The sequence below is a fragment of the Rhodospira trueperi genome (assembly GCF_900101965.1).
Classification (GTDB): domain Bacteria; phylum Pseudomonadota; class Alphaproteobacteria; order Rhodospirillales; family Rhodospirillaceae; genus Rhodospira; species Rhodospira trueperi.
Genome location: NZ_FNAP01000004.1, coordinates 1 through 26,465, shown reverse-complemented (window position 1 = coordinate 26,465; position 26,465 = coordinate 1). Strand labels below are relative to the sequence as shown.

Here is a 26,465-nt window from a genome sequence, read left to right as displayed (position 1 = left end):
TTGAAGATCGAGGTCGATGGAAATTAGCTTACATTCTCGAGTCGGGAAAGGAAGAGCGCGCATGGCCTTATCGGCGGTCCCCTCGCCCCGGCAGGGCGACCAGCCCGGCGGATCGGACGTGCGCGCCAGCGCCGGCGGTCCGGTGTCGCACCGTCAGGCCGACATCCTGGCGCGGGTCGAACATCAGGGCTTCGTCACCATCGAAAGCCTGGCCGACCACTTCGGCGTCTCGGCCCAGACGGTGCGACGCGACATCATCGCCCTGGACGGCGCCGGCCTGATCCAGCGCTTCCACGGCGGTGCCGGGATCGCGCGCGCGCCGATCAGCGTACGCCTGGATCACGAACGCAAGCGCACCTTGAACACCGAAGCCAAGCGAGCCATCGCCGCCCATGCCGCTGCCCGCGTGCCGGACGGGGCCGCCGTTTTCCTGGATGTCGGCACCACGGTGGAGGCCGCCGCCGCGGCACTGAACCAGAAATCCGGCCTGCTGGTGTTTACCAACAGCATGCGCGCGGCGATGGCCTTCAGTTTTGAGCGCCATGAAGTCCACCTGCTGGGCGGGCGGTTGTCCGGCAAGGACGGTTCGGTGACCGGCGAGGCCCCGCTGACCACCCTGGCCGGCCTGCGCCTGGACTTGGCCTTGATCGGCTGTTCGGGCATCGAGGAAACGGGCCGCGTCATGGACTTCGACATGGCCAAGATCGCGGTCAAGCGGGCCGCCATGCGCGCCGCCGACGCCAGCCTGTTGCTGGCCGCGCGCGACAAGTTCGACCGCAGTGCCCGCGCCGAGATCGCCCGGCGCGAGGCCTTTGCCGCCATCCTGACCGAGGACGGCGACGAGACCGAGGCGCCGTGACTGCCCTGTCCGCCTCGCCGGACCGATGTCGGCTCCGGGACGGGACTGCCCGCGCCGCTTGGCGCCGATCGCTCGACATCGGAACCACTGGGGTGGGGCCGATTTCGAGCGTGAATCGGCGCGATCTTATGGTTTCAGAGCGGAACGCCCGAATTCGAAATCACCATGCGAGTCCGTATTCGGGCGTTCCGCTCAGTCTTGGTGATTGGCTTGGTCGTGGGCGCCCGCGCCGGTATCCGGCACCACCCAGGCGGCGTTGATCCGCAGGCCGGCCCGGGTGCCCTCCGGTGGGGCGTCTGCTCCCGGATAGCGCAGCGTCAGGGGGATGTCCGGGGCCAGCTCCGGCGCCACCGTGACCAGCGTGGTCGCCCCCTGATACAGCGCCGTCAGGACCCGCACCGGCAGCACGTCGGGAGGCGGAGCCGAACCCCCTGGCGCGGCTGCGCCTGCCGCGCCGCCTGGACGGCGTCTTTCTGATCTTCGTGCTGGTGGTCAAGCTGTCGCCACCCCTGGTGCTGGCCATCCCGCTCTATCAGGTGCTGCGGACCATAGGGCTGCTCGACACGTTGCCCGGTCTGATCCTGGTCTATCAGGTCTACTGCCTTCCCTTTGCCATCTGGATGCTGCTCGGCTTCGTGCGCGATGTCCCGGTCACCTACGAGGACGCCGCCCGGATCGAGGGGGCCAGCCTGGCGCGCCGCCTGACCACCATCGTGCTGCCCCTGATGACGCCCGGACTGGTGGCCACGGCCGTGTTCCTGATGATCCTGTGTTGGAACGAGTTTGCCTACGCCCTGCTGTTCATTCAGACCCCGTCGACGTTCACGCTGCCCACCTACATCGCCACCCTGATCACCGAGGACGAGACCTTCTGGGGTCAGTTGACAGCCATCGGCTTCATGGCCTCCCTCCCGATCCTCGCGCTGGTGGGCATCGTGCAGCGGGGCCTGACCCGCGGCTTCGCCGGCGGCCTGAAGTGAACGAGGGACCTCCCCCCGTGCCGGTACCAGCCAGAGCGGAGCCATGGCCGAACGTGGGTGACGGACCGGGAAGGGACTGGGGGATCGTGGTGGTTTCCGAAGCCAGGGTCGACAAGCGACGGCGCGTCATTGGCGCCCGTGCGCGGCCGGCCTTCCCGCCAACATACCCGCGGCGAAGGTACGCGCCTGATTGTGCTGATTCGGTGCCCCGCCTGTTCATTCGAACGCTCGAGCTGCAACACAACAGTCACCAGACTTTCATTTGATGACTCACTCGACGCGTGATCTGGTCACCGGCGGTGTTCGCGCGTTCATGTCGACGCCGACGGGAGAGGCGGCGCCCATGGAATTGAGCCAGCGTCAGGCCGAGATCGCCGAACTGGTGCGGGAAAGCGGGTTCCTGTCCGTGGACGGGCTGGCCGAGCGCTTCGCCGTCACCACACAGACCATTCGCCGCGATCTGACCGGGCTGTGCGACCTGGGGCTTGTGCGTCGGCGCCACGGTGGTGTGGAGCGGCCGGCCAACGGGGGGAATCTCGCCTACGGCACGCGTCAGGTGCTCAATCTGGAGGCCAAGGAGCGGATCGCGGGCGCGGTGGCCCGCTTCGTGTCAGACGGCGCCACCCTGGCCTTCAGCATCGGCACCACACCGGAGGTCGTCGCCCGTCGGCTGGTGGATCGCCGCGCGCTACGCGTCTTCACCAACAACCTCAACGTCGCCATGACGCTGTCGGCCAATCCGTCGTGCGAGATCACCATCGCCGGCGGCCGCCTGCGCAGCGGCGACCGCGACGTCCTGGGGTCCGGGACGGTGGACTTCTTCTCCGCCTACAAGGTGGACATCGGCATCTTCGGCGTCGCCGGGGTCGACGAGGACGGCACCCTGCTGGACTTCCACGAAGACGAGGTGGCCGCCCGTCAGGCCATCCGCGAAAACTGCCGGGCCTCGTTCCTGGTGCTGGACCATACCAAGTTCGGCCGCGCCGCCCATGTGCGCGGCGGGGCCATCACCGAGGTGGACCGGGTGGTCTGCGACCGCCCGCCGACACCCGCCCTGGCGGCGTGTCTGGCAAAGGCCGGGACGGCGCTGACGGTCGCCGACGCGGAGGCCGGACCATGAGCGCCATCGCGGTCGAGGGGCTGGTCAAGCGCTGGGACGGCCATGCCGCCGTCGATGGTGTGTCCTTCACCGTGCCGGACAACAGCCTGACCGTCCTACTGGGGCCGTCCGGCTGCGGCAAGTCCACCATCCTGCGCCTGATCGCCGGCCTGGAAACAGCCTCGGCCGGGCAGGTGACCATCGGCGGGCGCGACGTCACCGGTCTGGATCCGGCGAAGCGCGGCGTTTCGATGGTGTTTCAGTCCTACGCCCTGTTCCCGCATCTGACCGTGGCCGAGAACATCCTGTTCGGCCTGAAGGTGCGTCGCGTCGCCAAGGCGGACCGCGCCCGGCGGCTGGAGACGGCGGCACGCATGGTCGGCCTCGACGGCCTGTTGGACCGCAAGCCCGCCAGCCTGTCCGGCGGCCAGCGTCAGCGCGTCGCCCTGGCCCGCACCATCGTCGCCGAGCAGCCGGTCTGCCTGATGGACGAGCCGTTGTCCAACCTGGACGCCAAGTTGCGCGCCGAGATGCGCGACGAGATCCGGCGCCTGCAACGGGCGCTCGGCCTGACCATGGTCTACGTCACCCACGACCAGACCGAGGCCATGACCATGGCCGATGCCGTGGTGCTGCTGAACGCCGGCCGCATCGAGCAACAGGGGCCGCCGCCCATGCTGTACGAACGTCCGGCCACCGCCTTTGCCGCGCGCTTCATCGGCCAGCCGCCCATGAACCTGCTGCGCGGCCCGACGCCGGGCACGCTGACCGGCGTGCGGCCGGAGGACGTCATGCTGAACGGCGACGGCCGGCCGGCGCGGGTGGAGGCGCTGGACTACCTGGGGGCCGAGACCCTGCTGCGGCTGTCGCTGGACGGCGAGGAGATCATCGCCCGTGCCCCCGGCCGGGGCGCGCCGCAACCGGGCGAAACGGTTCGCGTCGCCTGGCCGGCCGAGGCCGAGCACCTGTTCGAGGACACCGGAATCAGGCGGGACGGCGGTGAACCATGAGCCGCCCCGCCCCGTCCGGAAGGCGTTGCCGCGCCCGACGGACTCGCCCGGGCCGGACCGGATGGTCCGGTCGCTTGCCAGCCCAGACGAAAAGGAAGTCTAGACGATGTTCCATGACCTGAAAAAGGCCGTCGTCGGCACCGCCGCCGCGACCGCTCTGATGGCCGGGGTGGCCGGTGCCTCCACCGCCCAGGCCGAAACCGAACTGACCATGTACTACCCGGTGGCCGTCGGCGGCCCGCTGACCGAGATCGTCGATGGCATGGTCACCGACTTCATGGCCGAGAACCCGGACATCACGGTCAACGCCATCTATGCCGGCAACTACAACGACGCCCGCATCAAGGCCCTGGCCGCGCTGAAGGGCGGCGAGCCGGCCCAGTTGTCGGTGATGTTCTCCATCGACATCTACGACCTGATCGAACAGGACGCCATCGTCGCCTTCGACGACATCGTCGAAACCGACGAGGAAAAGGCCTGGCTCGACAGCTTCTATCCGACCTTGATGGAAAACGGCCGCACCGGCGGCAAGACCTGGGGCATCCCGTTCCAGCGCTCCACCATCGTCATGTACTACAACAAGGACGCCTTCCGTGAGGCGGGCCTGGATCCGGAGACGCCGCCGGCGACCTGGGACGCGCTGGTCGAGGCTGGTCAGGCGCTGACCAAGGAGGACGGCTCGCGGTGGGGCGTGATGATCCCCTCGACCGGCTATCCGTACTGGATGTTCGGCGCGCTGGCGATGCAGAACGACCAGGTGCTGATGAACGGCGAGGGCACCGAGACCTACTTCGATGCGGAAGCCACGGTCGAGGCGCTCGACTTCTGGCAGTCCCTGGGCGCCGAACACAAGGTCATGCCCGAAGGCACCATCGAATGGGGCACGCTGCGCCAGAACTTCCTGGAGGGCAAGACCGCCATCATGTGGCATTCCACCGGCAACCTGACCGCCGTCAAGGAGAACGCCGCGTTTGACTTCGGCGTCGCCATGCTGCCGGCCAACGAGCGCCGGGGCACGCCCACCGGCGGCGGCAACTTCTACATCTTCAAGGACGCCACGGACGCCGAACGCAGCGCCGCCCTGAAGCTGATCCGCTTCATGACCGCGCCGGAGCGGGCCGCCGAATGGTCCATGAAGACCGGCTACATGGGCGTCTCCCCGGCCGCCTACGAGACCGAAATCCTTCAGGACTACGTCGAAGAGTTCCCCTATGCGGCCGTGGCCCGTGACCAGCTTGAGTTCGCCACCGCCGAGCTGTCCACCTATCAGACCGGCCGCGTCCGCAAGGCCCTGGATGACGCCATCCAGGCCGCGCTGACCGGCTCCAAGACCCCGGCCGAGGCGCTGGGCGAGGCCCAGGCCACCGCCGAGCGCCTGCTGACGCCGTACCGGTAGGGCTGCGAATCCCGGTCTCCTCCCCCCATCGGGGGGAGGCTGGGAGGGGGGCGAGGTGATGTGCGCGCCCGTGGCGTGTTCCGCGTCAACCCCACAGTCATTTTCAACCCCACCCCACCCCACCCCTCCCCTATCCAGGGGAGGGACTCCGGGCAGCGCTCAGCCCCCGGGGCATGTCTCTGAACGCCGCCGGCCTGAAGGAGCCGATCCCATGCGCCACGTCATCGGCTGGCTGCTGCTGACCCCGGCGGCGATCCTGCTGATCGCCTTCACCTACTGGCCCATCGGCGCCACGGTGGCCGACAGCCTGTTCAGCCGGGGCAACCCGATCCGGCCATCGCGGTTCATCGGGCTGGAAAACTATGCCCTGATGGCCGACGACCCGATCTTCTGGCAGGTGCTGTGGAACAACGCCCTGTTCGCGCTGGGCACCATTCCGGCCTCGATCGCGCTGGCCCTGATGATGGCCCTGATGGTCAACCGCGCGCTGCCGGGCCGGGCGCTGGCGCGCATGGCCTTCTTCACGCCGACCATCCTGCCCATGATCGCGGTCGCCAACATCTGGTTGTTCTTCTACACGCCCGACATCGGCCTGATCGACCAGATCGCGGGCCTGATCGGGCTGCCCGGACACAACTGGCTGGGCGATCCGGACACCGTGCTGGGGGCGATCATCGTCATGACGGTCTGGAAGGAGGCCGGCTTCTTCATGATCTTCTATCTGGCCGCCCTTCAGACCATCCCGCCCGAGCTGTGGGAGGCCGCGCGCCTGGAGGGCGCGGCGCGCTGGACCTATTTCCGGCGCATCCTGTTCCCGCTGTTGATGCCGACCACCCTGTTCGTGCTGATCAACGCCATCCTGAATTCGTTCAAGCTGGTCGATCACCTGTTCATCCTGACCAAGGGCGGGCCGGACAACGCCAGCAACCTGCTGCTGTACTACATCTTCGAGACGGCGTTCTCGTTCTTCGACACGACGTATGCGGCCACGCTGACGGTGGTCCTGCTGCTGGTGCTGGCGGTGCTGTCGCTGGTGCAGTATGTCGTGCTCGACAAGCGGATTCACTACCGATGAGCCCGCGTGGAGCCCTTGAAACCGGCGCCACCTGGCTGCTGGCGCTGCTGTGGATCTCACCGCTGCTGTATGCGCTGTGGGCGGCGTTCCACCCGGCCGCATTCGCGGTCACGTTCGATCCGTTCGCCCCGCTGACGCTGGAGAACTTCGGCGAGGCGCTGGCCCGGGCCCCCTTCCCGCGCTACATGCTGAACACCTTCATCCTGGTGACCATGCTGCTCGCCGCCCAGTTCGTGCTGTGCACGCTGGCCGCCTACGCCTTCGCGCGCTATCGCTTCAAGGGGGCCGACATCGCCTTTGCGCTGGTGCTGGTGCAGTTGATGATCGCGCCCGAAATCCTGATCGTGGAGAACTACGCCACGCTCGCCCACCTGGGCCTCGTCGATACCATTCTGGGCATCGGCCTGCCCTACATGGCCAGTGCCTTCGGCATTTTTCTGTTGCGACAGGCGTTCAAGTCCACGCCCAAGGAACTGGAAGAGGCGGCCCGGCTGGAGGGCTGCAGCACGCTGGGCGTGCTGTGGCGGGTCTATGTGCCGCTCGCCCGCCCAACGTACCTAGCCTATGGGCTGGTGTCGGTCAGTCACCACTGGAACACTTTCCTGTGGCCGCTGGTGGTGACCAACTCGGTCGAGACGCGACCCCTGACCGTCGGCCTGGGGGTGTTCGGGGCGCCGGAATCAGGCGTGGACTGGTCGGTGGTCTCCGCCGCCACTCTGCTCAGCGTGGCGCCGCTGATGCTGGCCTTCCTGCTGTTCCAGCGCCAGTTCGTGCAGTCATTCATGCGCGCCGGCATCCGCTGAAAACCCGTCCATCACCGTCATCATCCTGGTGAGATCGTCGCCGAGCAGGCCATCGGCGAGCCCGTCACGCCCCCCAAGAGGGGATCGTCACCAAACATTCACCCTCCTGTCGTTGATGTAACCGTTTACATCGGTCACGGTGACGCCTGTCGGTGATCGGGCCGGCGGTTCACGGGAGGGGCTGGCGTGGGCGCGACCATCCGCGATGTGGCACAGGCCGCCGGGGTCTCGGTGGCGACCGTTTCCCGGCTGGTCAACGGCACCGGCCGGGTGCGTGACGACACGGCCCGCCGGGTCCAGACAGCCATTGACCGGCTCGGCTTCCGCCCCAACGCCATCGGGCGCAACCTTTCCACCGCCCGCACGCGCACCCTGGGGGTGGTCATTCCGTCGTTGTCGAACCCGGTGTTCGCCGACGCGGTCGCCGGCATCAACGCCGAGGCCAAGGCGCAGGGCTACACGCTGATGTTCATGGCCACCGACTATGTGCGCACGGATGAACAGGCGCTGGTCGGCACCCTGCTGGCGTATCAGGTCGACGGTCTCATCCTGACCGTCGCCGACGCGGCCGACAGCCCGGTGCTCGACGCGCTCGACCGCGACGACGTTCCCTACGTGCTGATCTACAACCAGCCGACAGCACGAAACCGTCCCACGGTGACCGTGGACAACGTGACCGCCGGCCGCGAGGTCGCCGACTTTTTCGCTGACCTTGGGCACGAACGGCTGGCGATGGTGTCCGGGACGCTGACCGCCTCGGATCGCGCCCGCGCCCGACGCGACGGCTTCGTGGCCGGCGCCGAAGCGCGGGGTCTGGCGGCGCCCCGGGTCCTGGAGGTGGATTTCGTCGACCTGGACGCGGACGCCGCGGTCGCACCACTGTTCGCCGACCGGACCGGCGCACCCACCGCCCTGTTCTGCTCCAACGATCTGCTGGCGATCTCGGTGATCGGCGCCCTCGGTCGCCTGGGCCTGGGCGTGCCCGCAGACGTCTCCGTCATCGGCTTCGACGGCATCGCCGTCGGCGCCCAGCTTCACCCCACCCTGGCGACGGTCGCGCAGCCGTCGCGGGAGATGGGTCGGGTCGCGACCACCCGGTTGCTGGCCCGCCTTGCCGGGGAGACGGCCGCACCCGCGACCGTTCTGCCCCACACCCTGCGCCCGGGAGAATCGGCGGGACCAGCCGCCAAGCCTTGCCCCGCCGATCTCCAGGTCCCATTCCACCACAACGGAAGGTCCCCATCATGACCGGAACGGGTCTGAAGTCCATGGCCGCCGCTGCGGCCCTGTTCGTAACACTCGCCAACGCGCCGGCGCAAGCCGCCGACGCCGTCTGCTACAACTGCCCGCCCCAGTGGGCCGACTGGGCCACCCAGTTGGAGACCATCAAGGAACACCTGGGCTACGAGATCCCGCACGACAACAAGAACTCCGGCCAGACGCTGTCGCAGTTGCTGGCCGAGAAGGACAGCCCGGTGGCCGACGTCGCCTATTACGGGGTTTCGTTCGGCATCCAGGCCGCCGAGAAGGGCGTCGTTGAGGCCTACCAGCCGGCTCACTTCGACGAGATCCCCGAGGGCCTGAAGGATCCCGAGGGCTATTGGTTCACCATCCACTCCGGCACGCTGGGCTTTTTCGTCAATGTCGACGCCCTGGGCGACGCCCCGGTTCCGACCGCCTGGGCGGATCTGCTGAAGCCGGAATACAAGGGCATGGTCGGCTATCTCGATCCGTCTTCGGCCTTCGTCGGCTACGCCGGCGCGGTGGCCGTCAACCGCGCCATGGGCGGATCGCTCGACGACTTCGACCCGGGCATCGAATGGTTCCAGGCGCTGGCCGAGAACGACCCCATCGTGCCCAAGCAGACCTCTTACGCGCGGGTGCTGTCCGGCGAAATCCCCATCCTGCTCGACTACGACTTCAACGCCTACCGCGCCCAGTACAAGGACGGCGTCAACGTCCGCTTCGTCATTCCGGCCGAGGGCACCGTCATGGTTCCCTATGTCATGAGCCTGGTCAAGAACGCGCCGCACCCCGAGGAAGGCAAGGCCATCCTTGACTTCATCATGTCCGACACGGGTCAGGCGGTGTGGGCCAACGCCTTCCTGCGGCCGATCCGGGCCTCCGCCATGTCCGAAGAGGCGGCGGCGAAGTTTCTGCCGGACACCGACTACGCGCGCGCCGCACCGGTCGATTACGGCCGGATGGCCGCCGTTCAGGAAGCCTTCAAGGAACGGTATCTCAACGAGGTGCGCTGATCGTCCGCGCGCGTCTTGGGTCGAACGGGGATGGCCGGTCGGCGCGCCATCCCCGGCGCCCAATCCTTCAAGCTCCGAGGACCGGTATGCACGGCCGCGATTATCCCCGCCTGTTCGTTCTGTTCCTGCCCCTGGCGTTGGTCTTCACCGCCTTCTTCCTGGTGCCCATGGCCCGGGTGGCGGTGGTCGGCGCGACCGGCGAGGATGGACTGGCCGCCTATCTCTCCATCCTGACCACGCCGCGCCATTTCGAGAGCATGGTGGCGACCGTCGTCTTGTCCGTCGGCGTGACCGCGACCGCCCTGGCGGTCTCGACCGTGGCCGGGCTGTTCCTGGTGCGCAATCGCTTCCCCGGGCGCTCGCTGCTGGTCTCCCTGTTGACCTTTCCCCTCGCCTTCCCCGGCGTGGTCATCGGCTTCCTGGTGATCTTGCTGGCCGGTCGGCAGGGGTTGATCGGTTCGGTCTCCGACCTGCTGATCGGCGACAGGATCGTGTTTGCCTATTCCATGGCCGGCCTGTTCGTCGGCTATCTCTATTTCTCCATTCCGCGCGTGATCCTGACCGTCATGGCCACGGCCGAGAAGATCGACCCGGCGCTGGAGGAGGCCGCGCGCTCGCTGGGTGCGCCCGGCTGGCGCGTGGTCAAGGACGTCCTGCTGCCGGCGCTGAAACCCGGCTTCGTCGCCTCCGGCGCGATCTGCTTCGCCACGGCGATGGGCGCCTTCGGCACGGCCTTCACGCTGGCCACCAACATCGATGTGCTGCCGATGACCATCTACACCGAGTTCACCCTGAACGCGAACATCGCCGGCGCGGCCAGCCTGTCGATCGTCCTCGGCCTGATCACCTGGGCGGCGCTGTTCGTGGCGCGCAGCCTGTCCGGCACCACCGTCGCAGTGTCGGGATAGGGGGAGGCTGACAGCCATGCGAAAGCCCGTGACCTTCACCCTGCAACTCGCCTTCACGCTACTGGTCTGCGCCTTCCTGCTGGTGCCGGTGATCCTGTCCATGCTGGCCGGTGTCACGGCCAACTTCTTTCAGGGTCTGGGGAGCGGCCTGACCCTGCGCTGGATCGGCGAGGTCTGGGGCCTGTACGCCGACACCATCTTTCTGTCGCTGCTGATCGCCGGGAGCTGCCTGATCGTGACCCTGGTGATCGGCGTGCCCGCCGCCTATGTGCTGGCGCGGCAGGGCGGGCGGCTGGCGCGGATCATCGAGGAAACCATCGTGCTGCCCATCGCCGTGCCCGGTCTGGCCATCGCGCTGGCGCTGATCGTGACCTACGGCGGCATCCGCGAGTTCCGCATCAGCTGGGCCTTCATCCTGGTGGGGCATGTTCTGTACACGCTGCCCTTCATGGTGCGGTCGGTGCTGGCGGTGTTGTCCTCCATCCGGTTCCGCGAACTGGAGGAAGGCGCGGCCAGCCTCGGTGCCTCGTTCTGGCAGCGGCTGTGGACGGTGGTGCTGCCCAATGCCCGTCCGGGCATCCTGGCCGGCTCTTTGATGGTGGTCACGCTGTCGGTGGGTGAGTTCAACCTGACCTGGATGCTGCACACGCCGATGACCAAGACGTTGCCGGTGGGTCTCGCGGACAGCTATGCCTCCATGCGCCTGGAGGTGGCCAGCGCCTACACCCTGGTCTTTTTCATCATGATCATGCCGCTGCTGGCCGCCATGCAGATGCTGGGCCGCGAACGCCGCGTGCGCCAACCCCAGAACACCTCGACACGCCCGTAAGGACGACGCCATGACCCCGCGTGAGACCCCCCCGGAGACCACCGCCGTCACCCTGCGGGCCTGCGCCAAGACCTTCCCCGACGGCACCCGCGCCCTTCGGCCCATCGACCTGGAGGTGACGGGCGGCGAGACCGTGGTGTTCCTGGGACCGTCCGGCTGCGGCAAGACAACCCTGCTGCGCCTGATCGCCGGCCTGGAACGCCCCGACCCCGGCGGTCGCGTGCTGTTCAATGGCGAGGACGTGACCGCCCGCCCGATCGAAAAGCGCAACGTCGGCATGGTGTTCCAGTCTTATGCCCTGTTCCCGAACATGACGGTGCGCGACAACATCGCCTATGGGCTGAAGGTGCGGCGAGTCGCGCGGGCGGAGATCGACGCCCGCGTGACCGAGATGATGGACATGATGCACATCGGCGATCTGGCCGCCCGGCGCGTCGACCAGCTCTCCGGCGGTCAGCGTCAGCGGGTCGCCCTGGCCCGCGCCATCGCCGTGCGCCCGCGCGTGCTGTTGCTGGACGAGCCGTTGACGGCGCTCGATGCGCTGCTGCGCGAGCGGTTGCGGGTCGAGATCGACGGCCTGCTGCGGCGACTGGGCATCACGGCCATCTACGTCACCCACGATCAGGCCGAGGCCATGGCCCTGGGCGACCGCATCGTGGTCATGAGCCACGGGGCCATCGCCCAGATCGGCCCGCCGCGCGAGATCTACCACCGTCCCGTCAACGCCTTCGTCGCCGACTTCATCGGCACCATCAACCGGGTGCCCTGCGCGGGAAGCGACGGCGACCCCGAGTTGGTTTTCCGGCCCGAGGATGCCGACATCGTCGCCCCGCACGAGGCCGATTTCTCGGGCACCGTGACGGCCGCCTTCTTCCTGGGTGACCGCACGCGCCTGATCCTAGCCGGACCGGGCGAAACACCGGTGGTGCTGGACACGCGCGAGCGCACCGCGTTCGATCATGGCCAGTCGGTGGCCGTCCGCGTGCGCCCGGACGTGCGCATGGATCTGGCTGCGATGGCCGAGGCGGGCACCGCCCCATGATCCTCGCCCAGTTGACCGATTTGCACATCAAGGCCGGCCGGCGTCTCGCCTATGGCCGCGTTGATACGGCCGCGTTCCTGGCCGCCGCCGTCGACCACCTGAACGCCCTGCGGCCCGCCGTGGACGCCGTCATTCTGAGCGGCGACCTGACCGACGGGGGCACGCCGGAAGACGGCGCCGCCCTGCGGGACCTGCTCGCGGCCTTACGCGCGCCGTGGCTCGCGGTGCCGGGCAACCACGACGACCGCGCCGCGTTGCGCGCGACCTTCCCGTCGGAGATCGACCGCCGGACGGCCCCGGGCCCGTTTATCCAGGTCGTCGAGGACCGCTTTCCGCTCCGCCTGATCGGCCTGGACACCACGGTCCCGGGGCAGCCGCACGGCCGCCTTTGCGCGGAGCGTCTGGCGTGGCTGGAGGCGCGCCTTGCCGAAGCGCCGACGACGCCGACCCTGATCTTCCAGCACCACCCACCGTTCGAAACGGGATTGCGCCACATGGACGTCCAGAACCTGCGCGCCGCCGACGCGCTGTTCGAGGTTCTGGCGCGCCATCCCCAGGTGCGGCATGTCGCCTGCGGCCACGTCCACCGCGCCGTCGAGACCACCGTGCGCGGCGTCGGGGTCAGCATCGCCCCGAGCCCGGCCCACGCGGTGACGCTCGATTTCCACCCGGACGCCGCGCCCTCCTTCACCCTGGAGCCACCCATGATCCGCCTGTTCCGGCTCGACCCGGCCGGCATGTTGACGTCGCACCTCAGCGCCGTGGGGCGGTTCGACGGCCCGTACCCCTTCTTCACCCCGGACGGCGGGTTGATCGCGTGAACGGCCCGGCGCCACCGGGTGCCCCAGGTTCCGAACCAGACTCGCGAATAGCCGCATTGGGGCTGAGTGACGCAGCCCGGGACTCATGGAGTGGGGCAGGCGTTGGTGATGGCGAGGGGCAGGGCGAGGGCGCCAATCTCGGCCACCCTGTGGGGGCCGGACAGCTCGCCGCTACCTTTGAAGCTGTCGAAGGGAATGGCGAAGGCCCTGGCGCGCGGCCGCCCGGCCGGGGTTCTCCTGTGCCGATCCATGGCGGTCGATGCCCCGACCTGTGGCGCGTTTCGCCCTGCGTCCGACAGTCCCCCTTCGACCGCCGAATTTGGCCCTGAAGACAGCAGTCTCGTCTCCTTCCAGGAGCCATGGAACGGCACCTCAGGTCAACACGGCGGGTTTCAAACCGCCGGATCGGCGTGAAAGCAGGAACTCGCCCAGTTTATCGCTGATTCACCATAGGCCGCTTCGGCTCGGCGCCAATCATAGTCGAACACCCCCGCCACAGGACCGACCGATCGGATTTCGGCCCAAGTGCCCCGGTTTCGCGTTCACCCATCGGATGGGCCATGCCTTCTCCTCCAATGCAACGCCAACACGCTGATTCTGATATCTGAATCCTGCCACCATGGCGCTTGATCGCGTGGCCATCCGGGGAATTCGGGTTGACGGCCTGATCCGACTGACCGATACCCCAGGCCTGTACCGCATCGCTGTGGACCCCGGTCCCCTTGGCGGTCGGGTCAGCACGGAACGTCGCTTCCCGATGGTGGTCGGATCCTGCCTGCCTATCTGAACGTCGGACGCCAGGAGGGGTACGCAGTGCCAAGCAACGATCAAAGGTTCTGTCCCGCGGACTCGAGCCAGGTGCCTCGGTATGCCGGGCCCGTGAGTTTCTTCCGCCTGCCGCAGATCGATGATCCCGCGCGCGTCGACGTGGCCGTGGTCGGCGTACCGTGGGACGGCGGCACGACCAACCGGCCGGGCGCCCGGCACGGGCCGCGCGAGGTTCGGGCCCAGTCGATGATGATCCGGCCCTATCACCATGTCACCCGGCGGTCGCCTTACGATGTCTGCCGGGTCGCCGATCTGGGCGACTCGCCCGTCAATCCTGTCGACCTGGAGGATTCCCTCCGACGGATCGAGAGCTTCCAGGCCGCCCTGCACGCGGCCGGCGCCGCTCCGCTCAGCGTTGGCGGCGACCACCTTGTGACCCTGCCAGTTCTGAGGGCCATCGCCCGAGACGCGCCGGTCGGGCTGGTCCAGTTCGACGCCCATTCGGACATCAATGACGTCTACTTCGGCGGCAGCCGGTTCACGCACGGCACCGTGTTCCGCCGGGCGATCGAGGAAGGGCTCGTCGATCCGCAGCGGACGATCCAGATCGGCATTCGCGGCAGCCGATACAGCCCGAAGGGCGGGGACTTCGCGGCCGAGACGGGCATCAGGGTCCTCACCATCGAGGACGTGTTCGAGATCGGCGTGGCCGGCATAGTGGCCGAGGTTCATCGCGTGGTCGGGTCGGCTCCGGCCTACCTGACCTTCGACGTGGATGCCCTCGATCCCGTGTATGCGCCCGGCACCGGGACACCCGAGGTGGGCGGGATGACGACCCACATGGCCCAGGCCGTTGTTCGTGGTCTCGGCGGGCTGGACCTGGTCGGCGCCGACGTCGTCGAGGTCGCGCCGCCGTTCGATGTGAACGGCGCGACGGCCCTGGTCGGAGCGACCTTGGCGTTCGAGATCCTGTGCGTGCTCGCCGAGGCGCGGGCGCGCACCCGGCCGTCGGGCTAACCGATGGACATGAAGACCGGTGGCGGCGCCCCGATTTACCTTCGGCTGAGAGACGCGCTGGCGGAACGGATCGGGTCGGGCCGGATCGCGCCGGGCGAACGCCTGCCCTCGGAGCGAGCGCTGTCCCAGGAGATGGGGATCGCCCGCATGACGGTGCGGGATGCCCTTCTTCTGTTGCAGGGAGAGGGGCTCATCTACCGGGAGGATCGGCGGGGGTATTTCGTCTCGCCGACCCGACTGCGCACGGATCCCACCAACCACATTAATATTTTCGGGTTGTTCAAGGAGGCCGGCAAGGAGCCGGGGGCCGAAACGACGGCGCCGGAATCCCATGCGGCGACGCAGTCGCTGGCGACCCTGTTCGGGTGTGGGATCGGCGACGCGTTGTACGAGATGTGCAGCATTGCTTTGTTGGACGGCAGGCGGGTCTGCTTCGAAGAGAACTACCTGAAGGCCGATGTGTTTCCGGGGTTTCTGGACATGAAGTTTTACGACCCCATTACGGACTTCGTTCGCAACGAATACGGATTCGTCCCCGAACAAACCGGCTTCCGCGCCCGTTCAACCCAGTTCCACGGCGCGGTGGCGGCGGCTCTGGGGGTGGCGAACGGGACGCCGGGGCTGTTCATCACCCGCCTGAAGTCGCACGGCGGCGCGGTCGTTCAGGTCGATCGCGAGTTCTGGCTGTCCGACATCCTGGAAGTCGTAGTCGGCAACGTTCCGGGCTGACGGGTCCGCGCCTTTTCAAGGCTTGGTCCGGTCGCACAAGCTTCATCGCAAATTCATCCCGAGACACTCACGCCCCTGATACACGTGGCGGGTCTGGTCTAGACCAGAAGCAGCCGCATCGCGCCCGTTCGGAGGGGCGGCGCCACGACAACGGCACCACACGAGGGGATCCCGAGATGACCAAGAATACGCTGATGGTTTCGGTCTGCCTGACGGCTCTTGTTGCCGGCACGGTCGCGACCGGGGCGGCAGCCGACGACCGCCCGGATCTGGTGGTGGCCGTCACCAAGCTGACGCCGCACTTCGACCCCATGGGCGCGAACTCCAACGTCAATGAACGGGTCGGCGAGAACATCGTCGAGAACCTGATCCGCTACGATTGGAAGACGGGCGAGACCGTTCCGGGTCTGGCCACCGCGTGGAAGATGGTCGACCCGACCACCCTGGAGCTGACCATCCGCGACGGCGTCGCGTGCCACGACGGCACCGACTTCACGGCCGAGGACGTCGAGATCATGTTCGGCCCGCAGCGTTACGGCACCGAGGACAATCAGGGTCCCGGCTACAAGATCGCGCAGCAGTTCTTCAACACGATCAAGGCCGTGACGGCTCTCGACGGCAACCGGATCCGGATCGAGACCTATGAGCCGGACGCGCTGCTGATCAATCGCCTGTCCGGCTGGATGGGCCAGGTGCCGTGCGCCGACGCCTATCTGGCGGCCGACGGCTGGGATGCCTGGGGGCAGACGGTCATCGGCACCGGCCCCTACAGGATCGCCGAGAACAAGCCCGGGGAATTTCACCGCTTCGAGGCTTTTGGCGACTACTGGGGCGAGCCGGCGCCGGCGGCCAGCATCACCTACAAGGTCGTGCCCGAGACGGCGGCGCGGATCGCCGGCCTGATCTCCGGTGAGTACGATTTCATCACCGAGATCCAGCCGGACCAGTTCAAGACCATCGACGACAACCCGGGCACCGTGATCGCCGGCGGCCCGATCCGGAACATCCGCATCATCGTCTATGACACCCGTCACCCCGCCCTGCAGGACCCGCGCGTGCGCCGCGCCCTGAACCTTGCCATCAACCGGGAGCTGCTGGTCGAGGCCGTGTTCGGCGGCAAGACCGACGTGCCCAACGGCATGCAGGTGCCCGCCTTCGGCGACATCTACCTGGAGGATTTCCAGGGCGCCACCTACGACCCCGACGCGGCTCGCGCGCTTCTTGACGCAGCCGGCTACGACGGCACCGAAATCTCCTACCGTTACCTGAAGGACTACTACACCGGTGAGGTTTCGACCGCCCAGATCCTGGAGCAGATGTGGGGCGAGGTCGGCCTGAACGTGAAACTGGAGCTGAAGGAAAACTGGGGTCAGATCGAGGAGGACGACGTGGCCGAGGGGCGCGGTATCGTCAACTGGTCCAGCACCGTCTACTTCAACGACCCGATCGGCCACAGCCATCGCATATTCGGCCCCACCGGGTTCTTCCAGGTGCACGGATTCTGGGACGGCTCCGCGTTCAACGCGGCGGCCGACTCCGGGCTGTTCTCCACCGACCTCGAAACCCGTCGAACCGCGTTCCGCGAGATGCTCGACATCTTCGAAGCGGAGGCGCCGGGGACCTATCTGCACGTACTGCCGATGTACTACGGCAAGAAGGAGTCCATCGCCTGGGAGTCCTCCGGCACCGGCCTGATGGATTTCCGCGCCGGCGCGCTGGCGTTCGAATAACGCAGGACGAAGGACGGCGGGGCATATGCCCCGCCGGTGCCTCGGATCCCACCCTGTCCGGGAAGGGCCACGCCATGGACGCTTTGCTCGACATCTCCGACCTGCGGGTGGCCTTCGGTTCCGATCCGGCGCGGGCTATTCGTGTCGTGCACGGCATCGACCTGCGGGTCGAGGCCGGCGAAATTGTCGGCCTGGTGGGCGAAAGCGGCTCCGGCAAGAGCGTGAGCTGCCTCGCCGCGCTGCAACTGGCCGGCGCCCGCGCCAAGGTCACCGGCGAGGCCCGATTCAGGGGCACCTCGCTGCTGTCCCTGTCGGAACGGGAGATCGCCGCGTTGCGCGGTCGCGCGGTGGCCATGATCTTCCAGGATCCCATGTCCTCGCTCAATCCGGTCAAGACCCTGCGCGCGCAGATGTTCGAGGCCATCCGCCTGAACAATCCGGCCCTGGCCAAGGCGTCGCGAACAGCCCTGGAGACCGAGGCCGCGCGGCTGCTGGAGGAGGTGGGTATTCCCGAAGCGAAAAGCCGCCTGTCCGCCTATCCACACCAGCTGTCCGGCGGCATGAGCCAGCGCGCCATGATCGCCATGATGCTGGCCGGTTCGCCGGCGCTGTTGATCGCCGACGAGCCCACCACCGCCCTGGATGTGACCATCCAGGCCCAGATCCTGCGGCTCCTGAAGCGCCTGCGCGACGCGCACGGCATGTCGATCATCCTGATCACGCACGACCTTGGCGTCGTCGCCGAGACCTGCGACCGGGTGGCGGTCATGTACTGCGGCCGCATTGTCGAGCAGGGCCCGGTGCGCACGGTCTTCAAAGCGCCGGCCCATCCCTACACCCGGGGCCTTCTGAACTCCCGGCCGCGTCCGGACCTGGGGAGCGCCCGTCTGACCCCGATCGGCGGCGTCGTGCCATCGCCCCGCGACTTGCCCCCGGGGTGCGCCTTCGGGCCGCGTTGTGACAGGGTGTCCGACACGTGCCACGCGGCGGTGCCGGCGTTCCGAATGGACGGCGATCACGGCGCCGCCTGCCACCATCAGGACATCGCGCAGCCCATGGCGGCGATGGGAGGCGCGTCTTGACCCCCCGCACCACGCGCCCGGACGCACCACTGCTGTCGGTGCGGGATCTCCGCCAGAGCTTTCGCGTCTCGTCGGGCACGGTGTTCGGCGGGCGGCGCAGCGTCAGGGCGGTCGACGGCATCAGCTTCGATGTGCCTCGGGGGCGGGTTCTGGGCATCGTCGGCGAATCCGGCTGCGGCAAGTCGTCTGTCGCCAAGAGCATTCTCAACATCCACACGCCGACGTCGGGGTCCATCCGCTTCGACGGCACGGACCTCGCCACGCTGGACGCCGCCGGCTGGCGGGCGCTGCGGCAGGACATCCAGTATGTGTTCCAGGATCCGCTGGGCGCGCTCGACCCCCGGATGACCGTGCTCGGTCAGGTCGTCGAGCCGCTGATCATCCACGGCCTCGGCGACGCCGCCGAACGGCGGGCGCGCGGAGGCGAGATGCTAGAGGCGGTCGGCCTGACCGGCGACATGTTCTGCACGTTTCCGCACGAACTCTCCGGCGGACAGCGCCAGCGCGTCGTGCTGGCCCGCGCCCTGGTCCTGAAGCCCCGGTTGCTGATCTGCGATGAGCCGGTCTCGGCCCTCGACGTGTCGATCCAGGCGCAGGTCATCCGGCTGCTGGAGGCCCTCAAGGAGTCGCTCGACCTCACCATCATTTTCATCAGCCATGACCTGTCACTGGTGCGGTACGTCTGCGACGACATCGCCGTCATGTACCTGGGCCGGATCGTCGAGCACGGCCCCACCGGGACCGTGTTCACCCGCCCCCGCCATCCCTACACCCGCGCCCTGATGTCGGCGATCCCGGTGCCGGAGCCGGACCAGGACCACGAGACCATCATCCTGCCGGGCGAGCCGCCGAGCCCCTTCAATCCCCCCCCCGGCTGCCGGTTCCATCCCCGGTGCTCGCTGCAAGAACCGATGTGTCGATCAACGGACGCCGACCTTGAACCCATGGATGCGCCGGCGCACGCCGTCGCGTGCCACGTCGTGCATGGACGGGGGACCGCCGCATGACCACGCTGAGTGTCGCCTCGAAGATCCTGCGGGCGCTGATCACGGTGTTCCTGTTGGTCAGTTTCGTGTTCGTCGTCCTGCGCCTGTCGGGCGACCCGGCCATCCAGATGCTGGGCGTGGATGCGGACCCCCGGGCGTTGGATGCGTTCCGCGAGCGCTGGGGCCTCGACCGACCGATCTGGGATCAGTACGTCAGCTATCTCTGGAACATTTTCCAGGGCGATTTCGGGCACTCGTTCATCGGCAACCGGCCCGCCACGGAGGTGGTCGCCGAGCGCCTGCCGAAGACCCTGTGGCTGATGGGCCTGACCACCATCTTCACCTTCGGCATCGGCATCCCGGCCGGTGTCTACGCCGCCCTGCACCGCAACACCGCGGTCGACCGCCTGACCATGGGATTGACCGTGGCCAGTTTCAGCCTGCCGAACTTCGTGGTCGGCATCGTCCTGATCATGCTGTTCGGCGTGGTCCTGCGGGTGCTGCCGACGGCGGGCAGCGAGACCTGGCTGCACTACATCCTGCCGGTCGCCACCATGGCGACGGCGGACGCGGCGATCTTCGCCCGCTTCTCCCGGTCGGCCATGCTGGAAGTGCTGTCGGCGCCGTTCATGCGCACGGCGCGGGCCAAGGGCCTGTTGTGGACCGAGGCGGTGCGCCGGCATGCCCTGCCGAACGCCTCCATTCCCATCGTCACGGTCGGCGGGATCTATGTCGGCCGCCAGATTGCCGCCGCCACCATCACCGAGAACGTGTTCGCCTGGCCGGGCATCGGCAAGCTGCTGGTGGCATCGGTGCAGAACCGTGACCTGGCCGTGGTCCAGTGCATCGTCATCCTGGTCGGCGTCACGATGGTGGTCACCAACCTGCTGGTCGACCTTGCCTACGGCTGGCTCGATCCCCGCACCCGCAGCGGAGAGTCCAAATGACCACGGCCCTGCCCACCGACCGCAAGACGTGGCGCGTTGACCTGGGCGACATGCCGCCGTCGGTCCTGGTTTCGGCCGCATGGGTGAGCCTGATGGCCGTGATCGCGCTACTGGCCGACGTGGTCGCACCGTACGACTACCAGGACATGGACCTGCTGGGCCGGCTGAAGCCGCCGGTCTGGATGGACGGCGGCACCTGGGCCCACCCCCTGGGGACCGACGACCTGGGCCGCGACGTCCTGTCGCGCATCATCGAATCCCTGCGGATCAGCCTGTTCGTAGCCCTGCTCGGCACCCTGATCGGGGCCGTGCTGGGTACTGTGATCGGCTTCACCGCCGCCCATTTCCGGGGTTGGGTGGACCATGTCGTGATGGTTCTGATCGACTTCCAGGCGGCGCTGCCGTTCATCATTCTCGCCCTGGCCGTGCTGGCCTTTTTCGGCAACAGCTTCGTGCTGTTCGTGCTGGTGATGGGGGTGTACGGCTGGGAACGCTATGCCCGCATCGTGCGCGGACTGGCGCTGTCCGCCTCGTCGCACGGCTACGCGGTGGCGGTGCGCACCCTGGGGGCCAACCCGGTACGCGTCTATCTGCGCCACATCCTGCCCAACATGGGCAGCGCCATCATCGTCAACATGACGCTGAACTTCCCGGAGACGATCCTGGTGGAGACGTCACTGTCCTTCCTCGGCCTCGGCATCCAGCCGCCGCTAACCAGCCTCGGCAACATGGTCGGCTTCGGCCGTGACTATCTGCTGACGGCATGGTGGATCGCGGTGCTGCCGTCCATCGTCATCTTCGTCACGACGCTGGCGTTCAGTCTCCTGGGCGACTGGCTGCGTGACCGCCTCGACCCGACCCTTCGCGGGACCTGATCGGGTCACGCCATCAAGAGGACCCGTGCCATGACCGGCCTGCCCACGCCGGACCTCACCCCGTCGCCGCGCCAACGTCTGGCGGCGATGCTTTCGGTGGAGGGGACCGCCCCGTTCCCCCTGGACCGCGCGACCTTGTCCCGGCTGGTGACGCGGATCGACGCGGTTCCCCTGTTCATCCACGCCTACACGTTCCACTTCCACCTGCTGGACGAGGTCTGGGGGCCGGGCGACCTGCTGGACTTCGCGGCGGCCCACGGACTGGCCGGCGTGCAGTGCCATGTCTTCGACGCCGGCCGGCGGTCGCTGGCGGCGATGGCACCCGCCGATCGGCGCGCCCTGGGCGCGCGGGCGCGGGACCTCGGCCTGCGCTGGCACGTCGAGGTGAGCAGCACCACGCCCGAGGACCTGGGCGCGGCCCTGGCGGTCGCCGCCGACCTGGGCGCCGAGTCCATCCGCTGCTACCCGCGTTACGCGGGGCGGGTGTCCGGGATCCTGGAGCGGGTCGCGGCCGACCTTCTTTGGGTCCTGGACCGTCTCGGCCCCAAGGGGCGGTTCCGCCTCGTGGTCGAGCAGCACGAGGATCTGACGTCGGAGGAAATGGTCCGCATCGTCAAGACCTGTGCGGACCCGCGCGTCGGCTTGCTGTTCGATACCGGCAACATGGTCAACGCTGGCGAACGGCCGATGGAGGCGTTACGCATCCAGGCCCCCTGGGTGCGCGCGGTGCACCTGAAGGATGTGCTCATGCTGCCTGACCGGGGCGGGTGGGCGCAGTTCGGCTGCCGCACGGGCACCGGCGATGTTCCCTTGGCGCGGATGCTGGCGGACCTGCTGGTGCTGGGCGAGGAGACACCCCAGGTCACGGCCATCGGCCTTGAGGAGGAGGTGAACTACGTCGCGCCGGCCTACCGCTTCCCCGGCGAGCCGCCCGATCCTGTCATCCCGCCCCGAGAGCCCAGCCTCACCGCCCGACTTCCCGGTCTGAGCGACGCCATGAGCCGCCAGATCGAGCACCGGGACGCGTTGGCGCAGCTCCAGTGGGTGCGCACGATGTTCGCGGAGATGCGGGCGTTGGCGAGCGCGATCATTGAAGGGCAGGAATAAGGCTGGCACCCGGTCGCCGTCGCAGGCCCGACACTCAGACCCGCATCCGTCACCGGGTTTTGGAGGGACCAGGGGTTTGTGAGCGAAAACAGAAGGCTATCCTCGATTTTGAGCGGCCCACTTTTTTTCAGGGTGTTTTTGGCGGTGTCGCTCAGCCAGGTCAGGGCGCCCTTGGTCGATGTCCATGTCTCCAGGCTGGAGAGGACAGTGAGGATCGCGTCGTCCTTCGATCCCAGGGCGTCGTGGGGCGGCGGCTGTTTCGGCAGGCGTGTCTCGCCGAGCAGGGAGGCCGGCACATGGGGGGTGTTCTTGATGGCCGCGGCCAGCGCCGTGTTCGCCCCCGACGTGGCCCCGCCCTGTTTGAACTTCAGCAGGACGCGGTCGCGCCACTCCGACAGGCGATGGGCCGGGACGGCCAGGTCGCGAGACACCGTCTCCAGGCTCTCGCCCCGGAACAGGCGTTGCACGGCGGCGAGTTTCTTTTTCGCGGAGAAGCGCTTCGGTGACCCGGCCTCGGCGGCGCCGAGGCCTCCGGCGCGCGGGGATCGATATCGGTCTTGTCGGTCATGCTCTCTACCTCCTGGGGAACCCCAAGGTAGCGCAGCGTGATGTCTCACAAAACCGTGCCCCAACCCAGGCCCTCTCATACTCTTTCGCCTCCAGCGAACCCGGGGCGTTTCAGTCCTGGCGGGCGGCGCGCCCCCGGGCAGATCGGGGGAGGGGCCGGGCGCGGGAGCGCCGCCGCCGCCGAGGATGAGATCAAGGCGCAACGTCAACCGGCGCCGTTGTCCGTGCTGCCCTGGGTCGGGACGCTGTCGACATCGTACGATTCAATGACGATGGAATCTTCGACGGCCTTCAGGGCGAGGTTGGCTTCATAGAACTTCTCGTCATCGATCAGCGACTGGGCCGACTTGACATGCTCCAGGCTCGCGTCGGCCGGGATCAGTGCCGCCGACATCCTGACGTCGATGTCCGCCAGCTTCAGGGTCTTGATTGCCGCCTCGTGCTCGCCCTGGGCGAGGTGTTCGTTGGCCTTGTCGAGGGTCTCCTGCTTTTCCACGCTCGGCACGAACCCTTCAGAAAGCGTCAGGGTGGAATCGAACGGAACGTAGAGATCCTCGTCCTTGCTGGAGTGAGCCGTATCGACGGCGAAGTCCTTCACGTTGTCCTGGACCGCCGCCAGATCACTGCTGGCTTCATTGACGAACTTTTTCGCCTGATCGGGTTCGCCATTGAAGATCGCCAGGCGCGCGGCATGAATCTCGCGAATGGCGCTGAAGGCTTCGTCCATGATCTTCAGGCTGGTCTGCTTGTCCTCGGCGGTCGGGGTGGCGGATGCTTGTTCGACTGCCGCGCCCGCGGCCTGGGCGGTCGCGTTGACGACCGGCAAGGCGATCATGGTCCCCGCGAGGGCCAAGGCGGAAATGGTTTTCAGGGTCTTCATGGTCGCAGTCCTTGTTGGGGTGAGAGACTGTGTTCCAGCGCGGAACACCATGACCATAGATCCCATTCCTGCCAGCGCCTTTTCGCCAACTTTACAAATTTGACAAGTGCGCACGTCAAGTCACGCTGCCTCGGTTCCTTCGGTCGGGGTCCCGGGCACACGACGCCTCGTGGCCCTGCCGCCGAAGCCGCCCACGTCAGACATCGCAGGCGGGAAAGGACATCCGCACAATGAGCCCGGGCGCATTGTCCGACAGCGCGATGGTTCCACCATGTCGCGCGACGATGGCAGCGACCAGGGCCAAGCCCAACCCGGTGCCCTCCGGTCCGAGGTGGCGTCGGACCCTGACGAACGGTTTCAGCGCCTCGGTGCGGGCTTCGGGCGGTATTCCGGGCCCCGTGTCCGCAACCTCCAGGCGCACCATGCCGCTCTCGCAGGCAAGCACCCGCAGGAAGACGGACGTCCCTGCCGGACAATGCCGGCTGGCGTTCTCCACAAGATTGGCCAGCATCTGGCGCAACATCCGCACATCACCCAGGATCCGGGCGTCTCGGGCGCCATCGAGGTCGCAGTGCAGACTCTGGTCGCTGGCTTCCAGCACCGGGGCATAGATCGCGGCGATGTCCTGCATGATGTCGGCGACCGATACGGGCGCCAGATTGGTCTGGTCCGCGCCCGCATCGAGCCGGGAGATCCGCAAAACGGTGTCAAAGATGCCGCTGATCTTGCTCACCTCCTGTCGGGCGTGTTCCAGGGCGTCCGGATCGGTATGGCCGTTCGTGGCCAGGGCGGCGTTTTGCAAAAGAACATGGGCGTGATTGAGCGGTGTCTTCAACTCGTGCGCGATGGCCGCCATCGAGTGGCGGGTGCTGTCGATCAGGGTGGCAAGGTGATCGAGATGGCCGTTGATCTGGCGCGATATGCGGTCGATCTGGTCGTTTCCGGCCGTCATCGGCAATCTGACTTCGGTTCGCCCCTTGGACACTTCTTCCAGCGCGGCCGCCATTTCGGCAAGACGGCGGTACACGCCCCGACTGGCTCCATAGCCGATCAGGAGAGACAGCAGGGCAACCGCCGCCCCGGCGCCGACGAGGGCGCGCAGAAGCCGGGTCTGGACTGTCCTGACAAGGCCCAAATCACGGCCGACGACCAGCACCCGATCGCCAAGCACGCTGACATTGCCGTAAAACGCCGCGCTTGGGTCAAGTCCATGCGGGCGGGGAAACAGCGGCCCCCAGCCGACGATCTCCGGCATCTTCAGGATGTTTCCGCTCAGTCTCTCGCCGGTCAGCGCGAAGACGCCAATGGCCTCACCGACAGGCGCGGCCGATTGCTCGAACTGTTTCACGGCTTCCGTCAGGGCCGCAGGGCCGCCGGTCTGGTAAATGTCCCGCAACAGCATGGTGTCGTCGAGGATCTGCGCACCCAGTTGCTCATAGAGGGTGGAGCGCACGATCCCGAACACCGCCGCCCCTGTGACAGTCAGCGCAAGGCATGCGGCCGCGAGAATCCAGAGCGCGGTCTTGAACGGCGCGCCGGAAAAGACGTTACCGGGGAGCATGGATCGAGTACCCCAGATTGCGGATCGTTTGCAGCAACGGCACGTCGAACGGCTTGTCGATCTTGGCTCGCAAGCGGCTGATGTGAGTCTCGACGACGGTGGTCTTGGGATCGAAGTTGAAGTCCCATACCTGTTCCAGCAGCATGGACCGGGTGATGACGCGGCCTTCATTGCGCATCAGAATTTCCAGCAAAGCGAATTCCTTGGACTGCAGCTCGATCACGACCCCCTGGCGCGTGGCCGTTCGGGTCAGCAGGTCCAGTTCAAGGTCATGCACGACCAGACAGGTGCGTTGCTCGGTGTCCCGTGGGCGGCGGTTCAGGGCCGTGATGCGGGCCAGCAACTCCGAGACATGAAACGGTTTCACCAGGTAGTCGTCGGCTCCGGCCAGCAAGCCTTCGACCCGCTCGTCGACATCCCCCAGAATGGTCAGGAACAACACGGGGGTGGAGGACCCGGCCGCCCGCAGAGCCTTCAACACGGATAGGCCGTCCATCCCTGGCATGGTGCGGTCAAGCACGACCAGATCACAGGTGTTGTAGAGGCAATAGCTCAGGGCATCCCGGCCATCCGAAACCAGATCGACCGAGTGCCCCTTTTCCATCAGAGCCTTGTGAACGAATTGGGCCGTCGTCTCATCGTCTTCGGCCAACAGGATCTTCATGCCCGTCTCGTGCTCCCATAGCAGGCGTTGATCATCCCCGTGATGAGTTAGCATTATTGATGCTGACGCGCATCCTGCTCTGCTCTGCTCTGGCACCGCGAAGCGGCGCAGAGCTTTTGTTCTCAAGAGTCAGGACAAAAGCAGACTGGTACGACAGGGCCTGACCGGTTCTGGCCTGTCCGGCTGTGTTCGCCGACAATTACCTTGGCCGGTCAGCGACGATTACGATGACCGCCGGTCCGATCCCCGCCACCGCGCCGCTTCACACCGATCCCATTCGTTCTTTATTCTAGGCTCAATTAGCGTTAGCTATGCAGATTGGATCTTTGGGTGAGATGAGCCCGGCGACACAGGCCAGGATGGATCTTGGTGACGGGAGCTGAGGCAGAACGGTGAGGTGGTACCACGCCAGGTAGCTGTCGAGGTACTTGGTGGCGATGCCCCTGTGCCGCCGCAGGAGGTCCTTCAGGCG

26 protein-coding genes are annotated in these 26,465 nt (G+C 67.3%); 21 read left to right on the top strand and 5 right to left on the bottom strand.

Going from position 1 to position 26,465, the window contains the following annotated elements; all coding sequences use genetic code 11:
- Positions 1-61 precede the first annotated feature (61 nt).
- Positions 62-859 (top strand): DeoR/GlpR family DNA-binding transcription regulator, encoded by a 798-nt coding sequence (locus tag BLS85_RS06670; protein ID WP_176793439.1) that lies wholly within the window; start codon positions 62-64, stop codon positions 857-859.
- A 192-nt stretch (positions 860-1,051) separates the two neighbouring features.
- Here the strand turns inward: BLS85_RS06670 and BLS85_RS06665 are convergent, their stop codons facing one another.
- Positions 1,052-1,258 carry a hypothetical protein gene (locus BLS85_RS06665; RefSeq protein ID WP_143027114.1) on the bottom strand — a complete coding sequence of 69 codons (207 nt, stop codon included), beginning with the start codon at positions 1,256-1,258 and terminating at the stop codon, positions 1,052-1,054.
- Between the two features lie 32 nt (positions 1,259-1,290).
- Between BLS85_RS06665 and BLS85_RS06660 the strand changes: the two genes are divergently transcribed.
- The 12 genes from BLS85_RS06660 (at position 1,291) to BLS85_RS06605 (ending at position 13,080) form a co-directional block, all read left to right on the top strand.
- A complete protein-coding gene (locus BLS85_RS06660) occupies positions 1,291-1,839 on the top strand; it encodes an ABC transporter permease subunit (RefSeq protein WP_092784156.1) in 549 nt (182 codons plus the stop codon).
- Between the two features lie 265 nt (positions 1,840-2,104).
- Complete coding sequence (locus tag BLS85_RS06655) at positions 2,105-2,959, top strand: DeoR/GlpR family DNA-binding transcription regulator (protein WP_245699118.1); 855 nt, start codon at positions 2,105-2,107, stop codon at positions 2,957-2,959.
- Complete coding sequence (locus BLS85_RS06650) at positions 2,956-3,948, top strand: ABC transporter ATP-binding protein (protein WP_092784153.1); 993 nt, start codon at positions 2,956-2,958, stop codon at positions 3,946-3,948. Before BLS85_RS06655 ends, BLS85_RS06650 begins: the two co-directional genes overlap by 4 nt.
- Before the next feature lie 106 nt (positions 3,949-4,054).
- A complete protein-coding gene (locus BLS85_RS06645; RefSeq protein ID WP_092784150.1) occupies positions 4,055-5,344 on the top strand; it encodes an ABC transporter substrate-binding protein in 1,290 nt (429 codons plus the stop codon).
- A 211-nt stretch (positions 5,345-5,555) separates the two neighbouring features.
- Complete coding sequence (locus BLS85_RS06640; protein ID WP_092784147.1) at positions 5,556-6,419, top strand: carbohydrate ABC transporter permease; 864 nt, start codon at positions 5,556-5,558, stop codon at positions 6,417-6,419.
- On the top strand, positions 6,416-7,222 hold the full coding sequence (locus BLS85_RS06635) for a carbohydrate ABC transporter permease (RefSeq protein ID WP_092784144.1): 807 nt from the start codon (positions 6,416-6,418) through the stop codon (positions 7,220-7,222). The genes BLS85_RS06640 and BLS85_RS06635 overlap by 4 nt, the downstream gene beginning before the upstream one ends.
- A gap of 186 nt (positions 7,223-7,408) precedes the next feature.
- A complete protein-coding gene (locus BLS85_RS06630) occupies positions 7,409-8,470 on the top strand; it encodes a LacI family DNA-binding transcriptional regulator (protein ID WP_092784141.1) in 1,062 nt (353 codons plus the stop codon).
- Positions 8,467-9,480, top strand: a complete 1,014-nt coding sequence (locus BLS85_RS06625; RefSeq protein ID WP_092784138.1) for an ABC transporter substrate-binding protein — start codon at positions 8,467-8,469, stop codon at positions 9,478-9,480. The genes BLS85_RS06630 and BLS85_RS06625 overlap by 4 nt, the downstream gene beginning before the upstream one ends.
- 86 nt (positions 9,481-9,566) lie before the next feature.
- Positions 9,567-10,388 carry an ABC transporter permease gene (locus BLS85_RS06620; RefSeq protein ID WP_092784135.1) on the top strand — a complete coding sequence of 274 codons (822 nt, stop codon included), beginning with the start codon at positions 9,567-9,569 and terminating at the stop codon, positions 10,386-10,388.
- Positions 10,389-10,404: 16 nt separating this feature from the next.
- Positions 10,405-11,217, top strand: coding sequence for an ABC transporter permease (locus BLS85_RS06615; RefSeq protein WP_092784132.1), 813 nt, complete (start codon positions 10,405-10,407; stop codon positions 11,215-11,217).
- Positions 11,218-11,227: 10 nt separating this feature from the next.
- Positions 11,228-12,259, top strand: a complete 1,032-nt coding sequence (locus BLS85_RS06610) for an ABC transporter ATP-binding protein (protein ID WP_092784129.1) — start codon at positions 11,228-11,230, stop codon at positions 12,257-12,259.
- Positions 12,256-13,080 (top strand): phosphodiesterase, encoded by an 825-nt coding sequence (locus BLS85_RS06605; protein WP_092784126.1) that lies wholly within the window; start codon positions 12,256-12,258, stop codon positions 13,078-13,080. Before BLS85_RS06610 ends, BLS85_RS06605 begins: the two co-directional genes overlap by 4 nt.
- 83 nt (positions 13,081-13,163) lie before the next feature.
- Here BLS85_RS06605 and BLS85_RS19045 read toward each other — a convergent pair whose 3' ends face one another.
- Positions 13,164-13,331 (bottom strand): hypothetical protein, encoded by a 168-nt coding sequence (locus BLS85_RS19045; protein WP_176793436.1) that lies wholly within the window; start codon positions 13,329-13,331, stop codon positions 13,164-13,166.
- 628 nt (positions 13,332-13,959) lie between these two features.
- On the opposite strand from BLS85_RS19045, the gene speB reads away from it, so the two are divergent.
- From speB to BLS85_RS06565, 8 genes are all read left to right on the top strand, one after another.
- Complete coding sequence (gene speB, locus BLS85_RS06600; RefSeq protein WP_245699117.1) at positions 13,960-14,865, top strand: agmatinase; 906 nt, start codon at positions 13,960-13,962, stop codon at positions 14,863-14,865.
- Positions 14,866-14,868: 3 nt separating this feature from the next.
- A complete protein-coding gene (locus BLS85_RS06595; protein WP_092784121.1) occupies positions 14,869-15,594 on the top strand; it encodes a GntR family transcriptional regulator in 726 nt (241 codons plus the stop codon).
- A 176-nt stretch (positions 15,595-15,770) separates the two neighbouring features.
- Positions 15,771-17,324, top strand: coding sequence for an ABC transporter substrate-binding protein (locus BLS85_RS06590; protein WP_092784118.1), 1,554 nt, complete (start codon positions 15,771-15,773; stop codon positions 17,322-17,324).
- Positions 17,325-17,398: 74 nt separating this feature from the next.
- Positions 17,399-18,406, top strand: coding sequence for an ABC transporter ATP-binding protein (locus tag BLS85_RS06585; protein ID WP_092784114.1), 1,008 nt, complete (start codon positions 17,399-17,401; stop codon positions 18,404-18,406).
- Entirely contained in the window at positions 18,403-19,413 is a 1,011-nt protein-coding gene (locus BLS85_RS06580; protein ID WP_245699116.1) for an ABC transporter ATP-binding protein, read from the top strand. Before BLS85_RS06585 ends, BLS85_RS06580 begins: the two co-directional genes overlap by 4 nt.
- The gene (locus tag BLS85_RS06575) at positions 19,410-20,339 is read left to right on the top strand and encodes an ABC transporter permease (protein ID WP_092784111.1); all 930 of its coding nucleotides are present in this window, start codon (positions 19,410-19,412) and stop codon (positions 20,337-20,339) included. The genes BLS85_RS06580 and BLS85_RS06575 overlap by 4 nt, the downstream gene beginning before the upstream one ends.
- On the top strand, positions 20,336-21,214 hold the full coding sequence (locus BLS85_RS06570) for an ABC transporter permease (protein WP_092784108.1): 879 nt from the start codon (positions 20,336-20,338) through the stop codon (positions 21,212-21,214). Before BLS85_RS06575 ends, BLS85_RS06570 begins: the two co-directional genes overlap by 4 nt.
- 30 nt (positions 21,215-21,244) lie before the next feature.
- Positions 21,245-22,321: a sugar phosphate isomerase/epimerase family protein gene (locus tag BLS85_RS06565; RefSeq protein WP_092784105.1), complete on the top strand. Its 1,077-nt coding sequence runs from the start codon at positions 21,245-21,247 to the stop codon at positions 22,319-22,321.
- A gap of 772 nt (positions 22,322-23,093) precedes the next feature.
- On the opposite strand, the gene BLS85_RS06555 is transcribed toward BLS85_RS06565, so the two are convergent.
- The 3 genes from BLS85_RS06555 to BLS85_RS06545 all read right to left on the bottom strand — a co-directional run bounded on the left by BLS85_RS06555 (position 23,094) and on the right by BLS85_RS06545 (position 25,993).
- A complete protein-coding gene (locus BLS85_RS06555) occupies positions 23,094-23,825 on the bottom strand; it encodes a YfdX family protein (protein ID WP_176793434.1) in 732 nt (243 codons plus the stop codon).
- A 139-nt stretch (positions 23,826-23,964) separates the two neighbouring features.
- The gene (locus tag BLS85_RS06550; protein ID WP_092784098.1) at positions 23,965-25,329 is read right to left on the bottom strand and encodes a sensor histidine kinase; all 1,365 of its coding nucleotides are present in this window, start codon (positions 25,327-25,329) and stop codon (positions 23,965-23,967) included.
- The gene (locus BLS85_RS06545; RefSeq protein WP_092784095.1) at positions 25,316-25,993 is read right to left on the bottom strand and encodes a response regulator; all 678 of its coding nucleotides are present in this window, start codon (positions 25,991-25,993) and stop codon (positions 25,316-25,318) included. Before BLS85_RS06545 ends, BLS85_RS06550 begins: the two co-directional genes overlap by 14 nt.
- Positions 25,994-26,465: the final 472 nt, after the last annotated feature.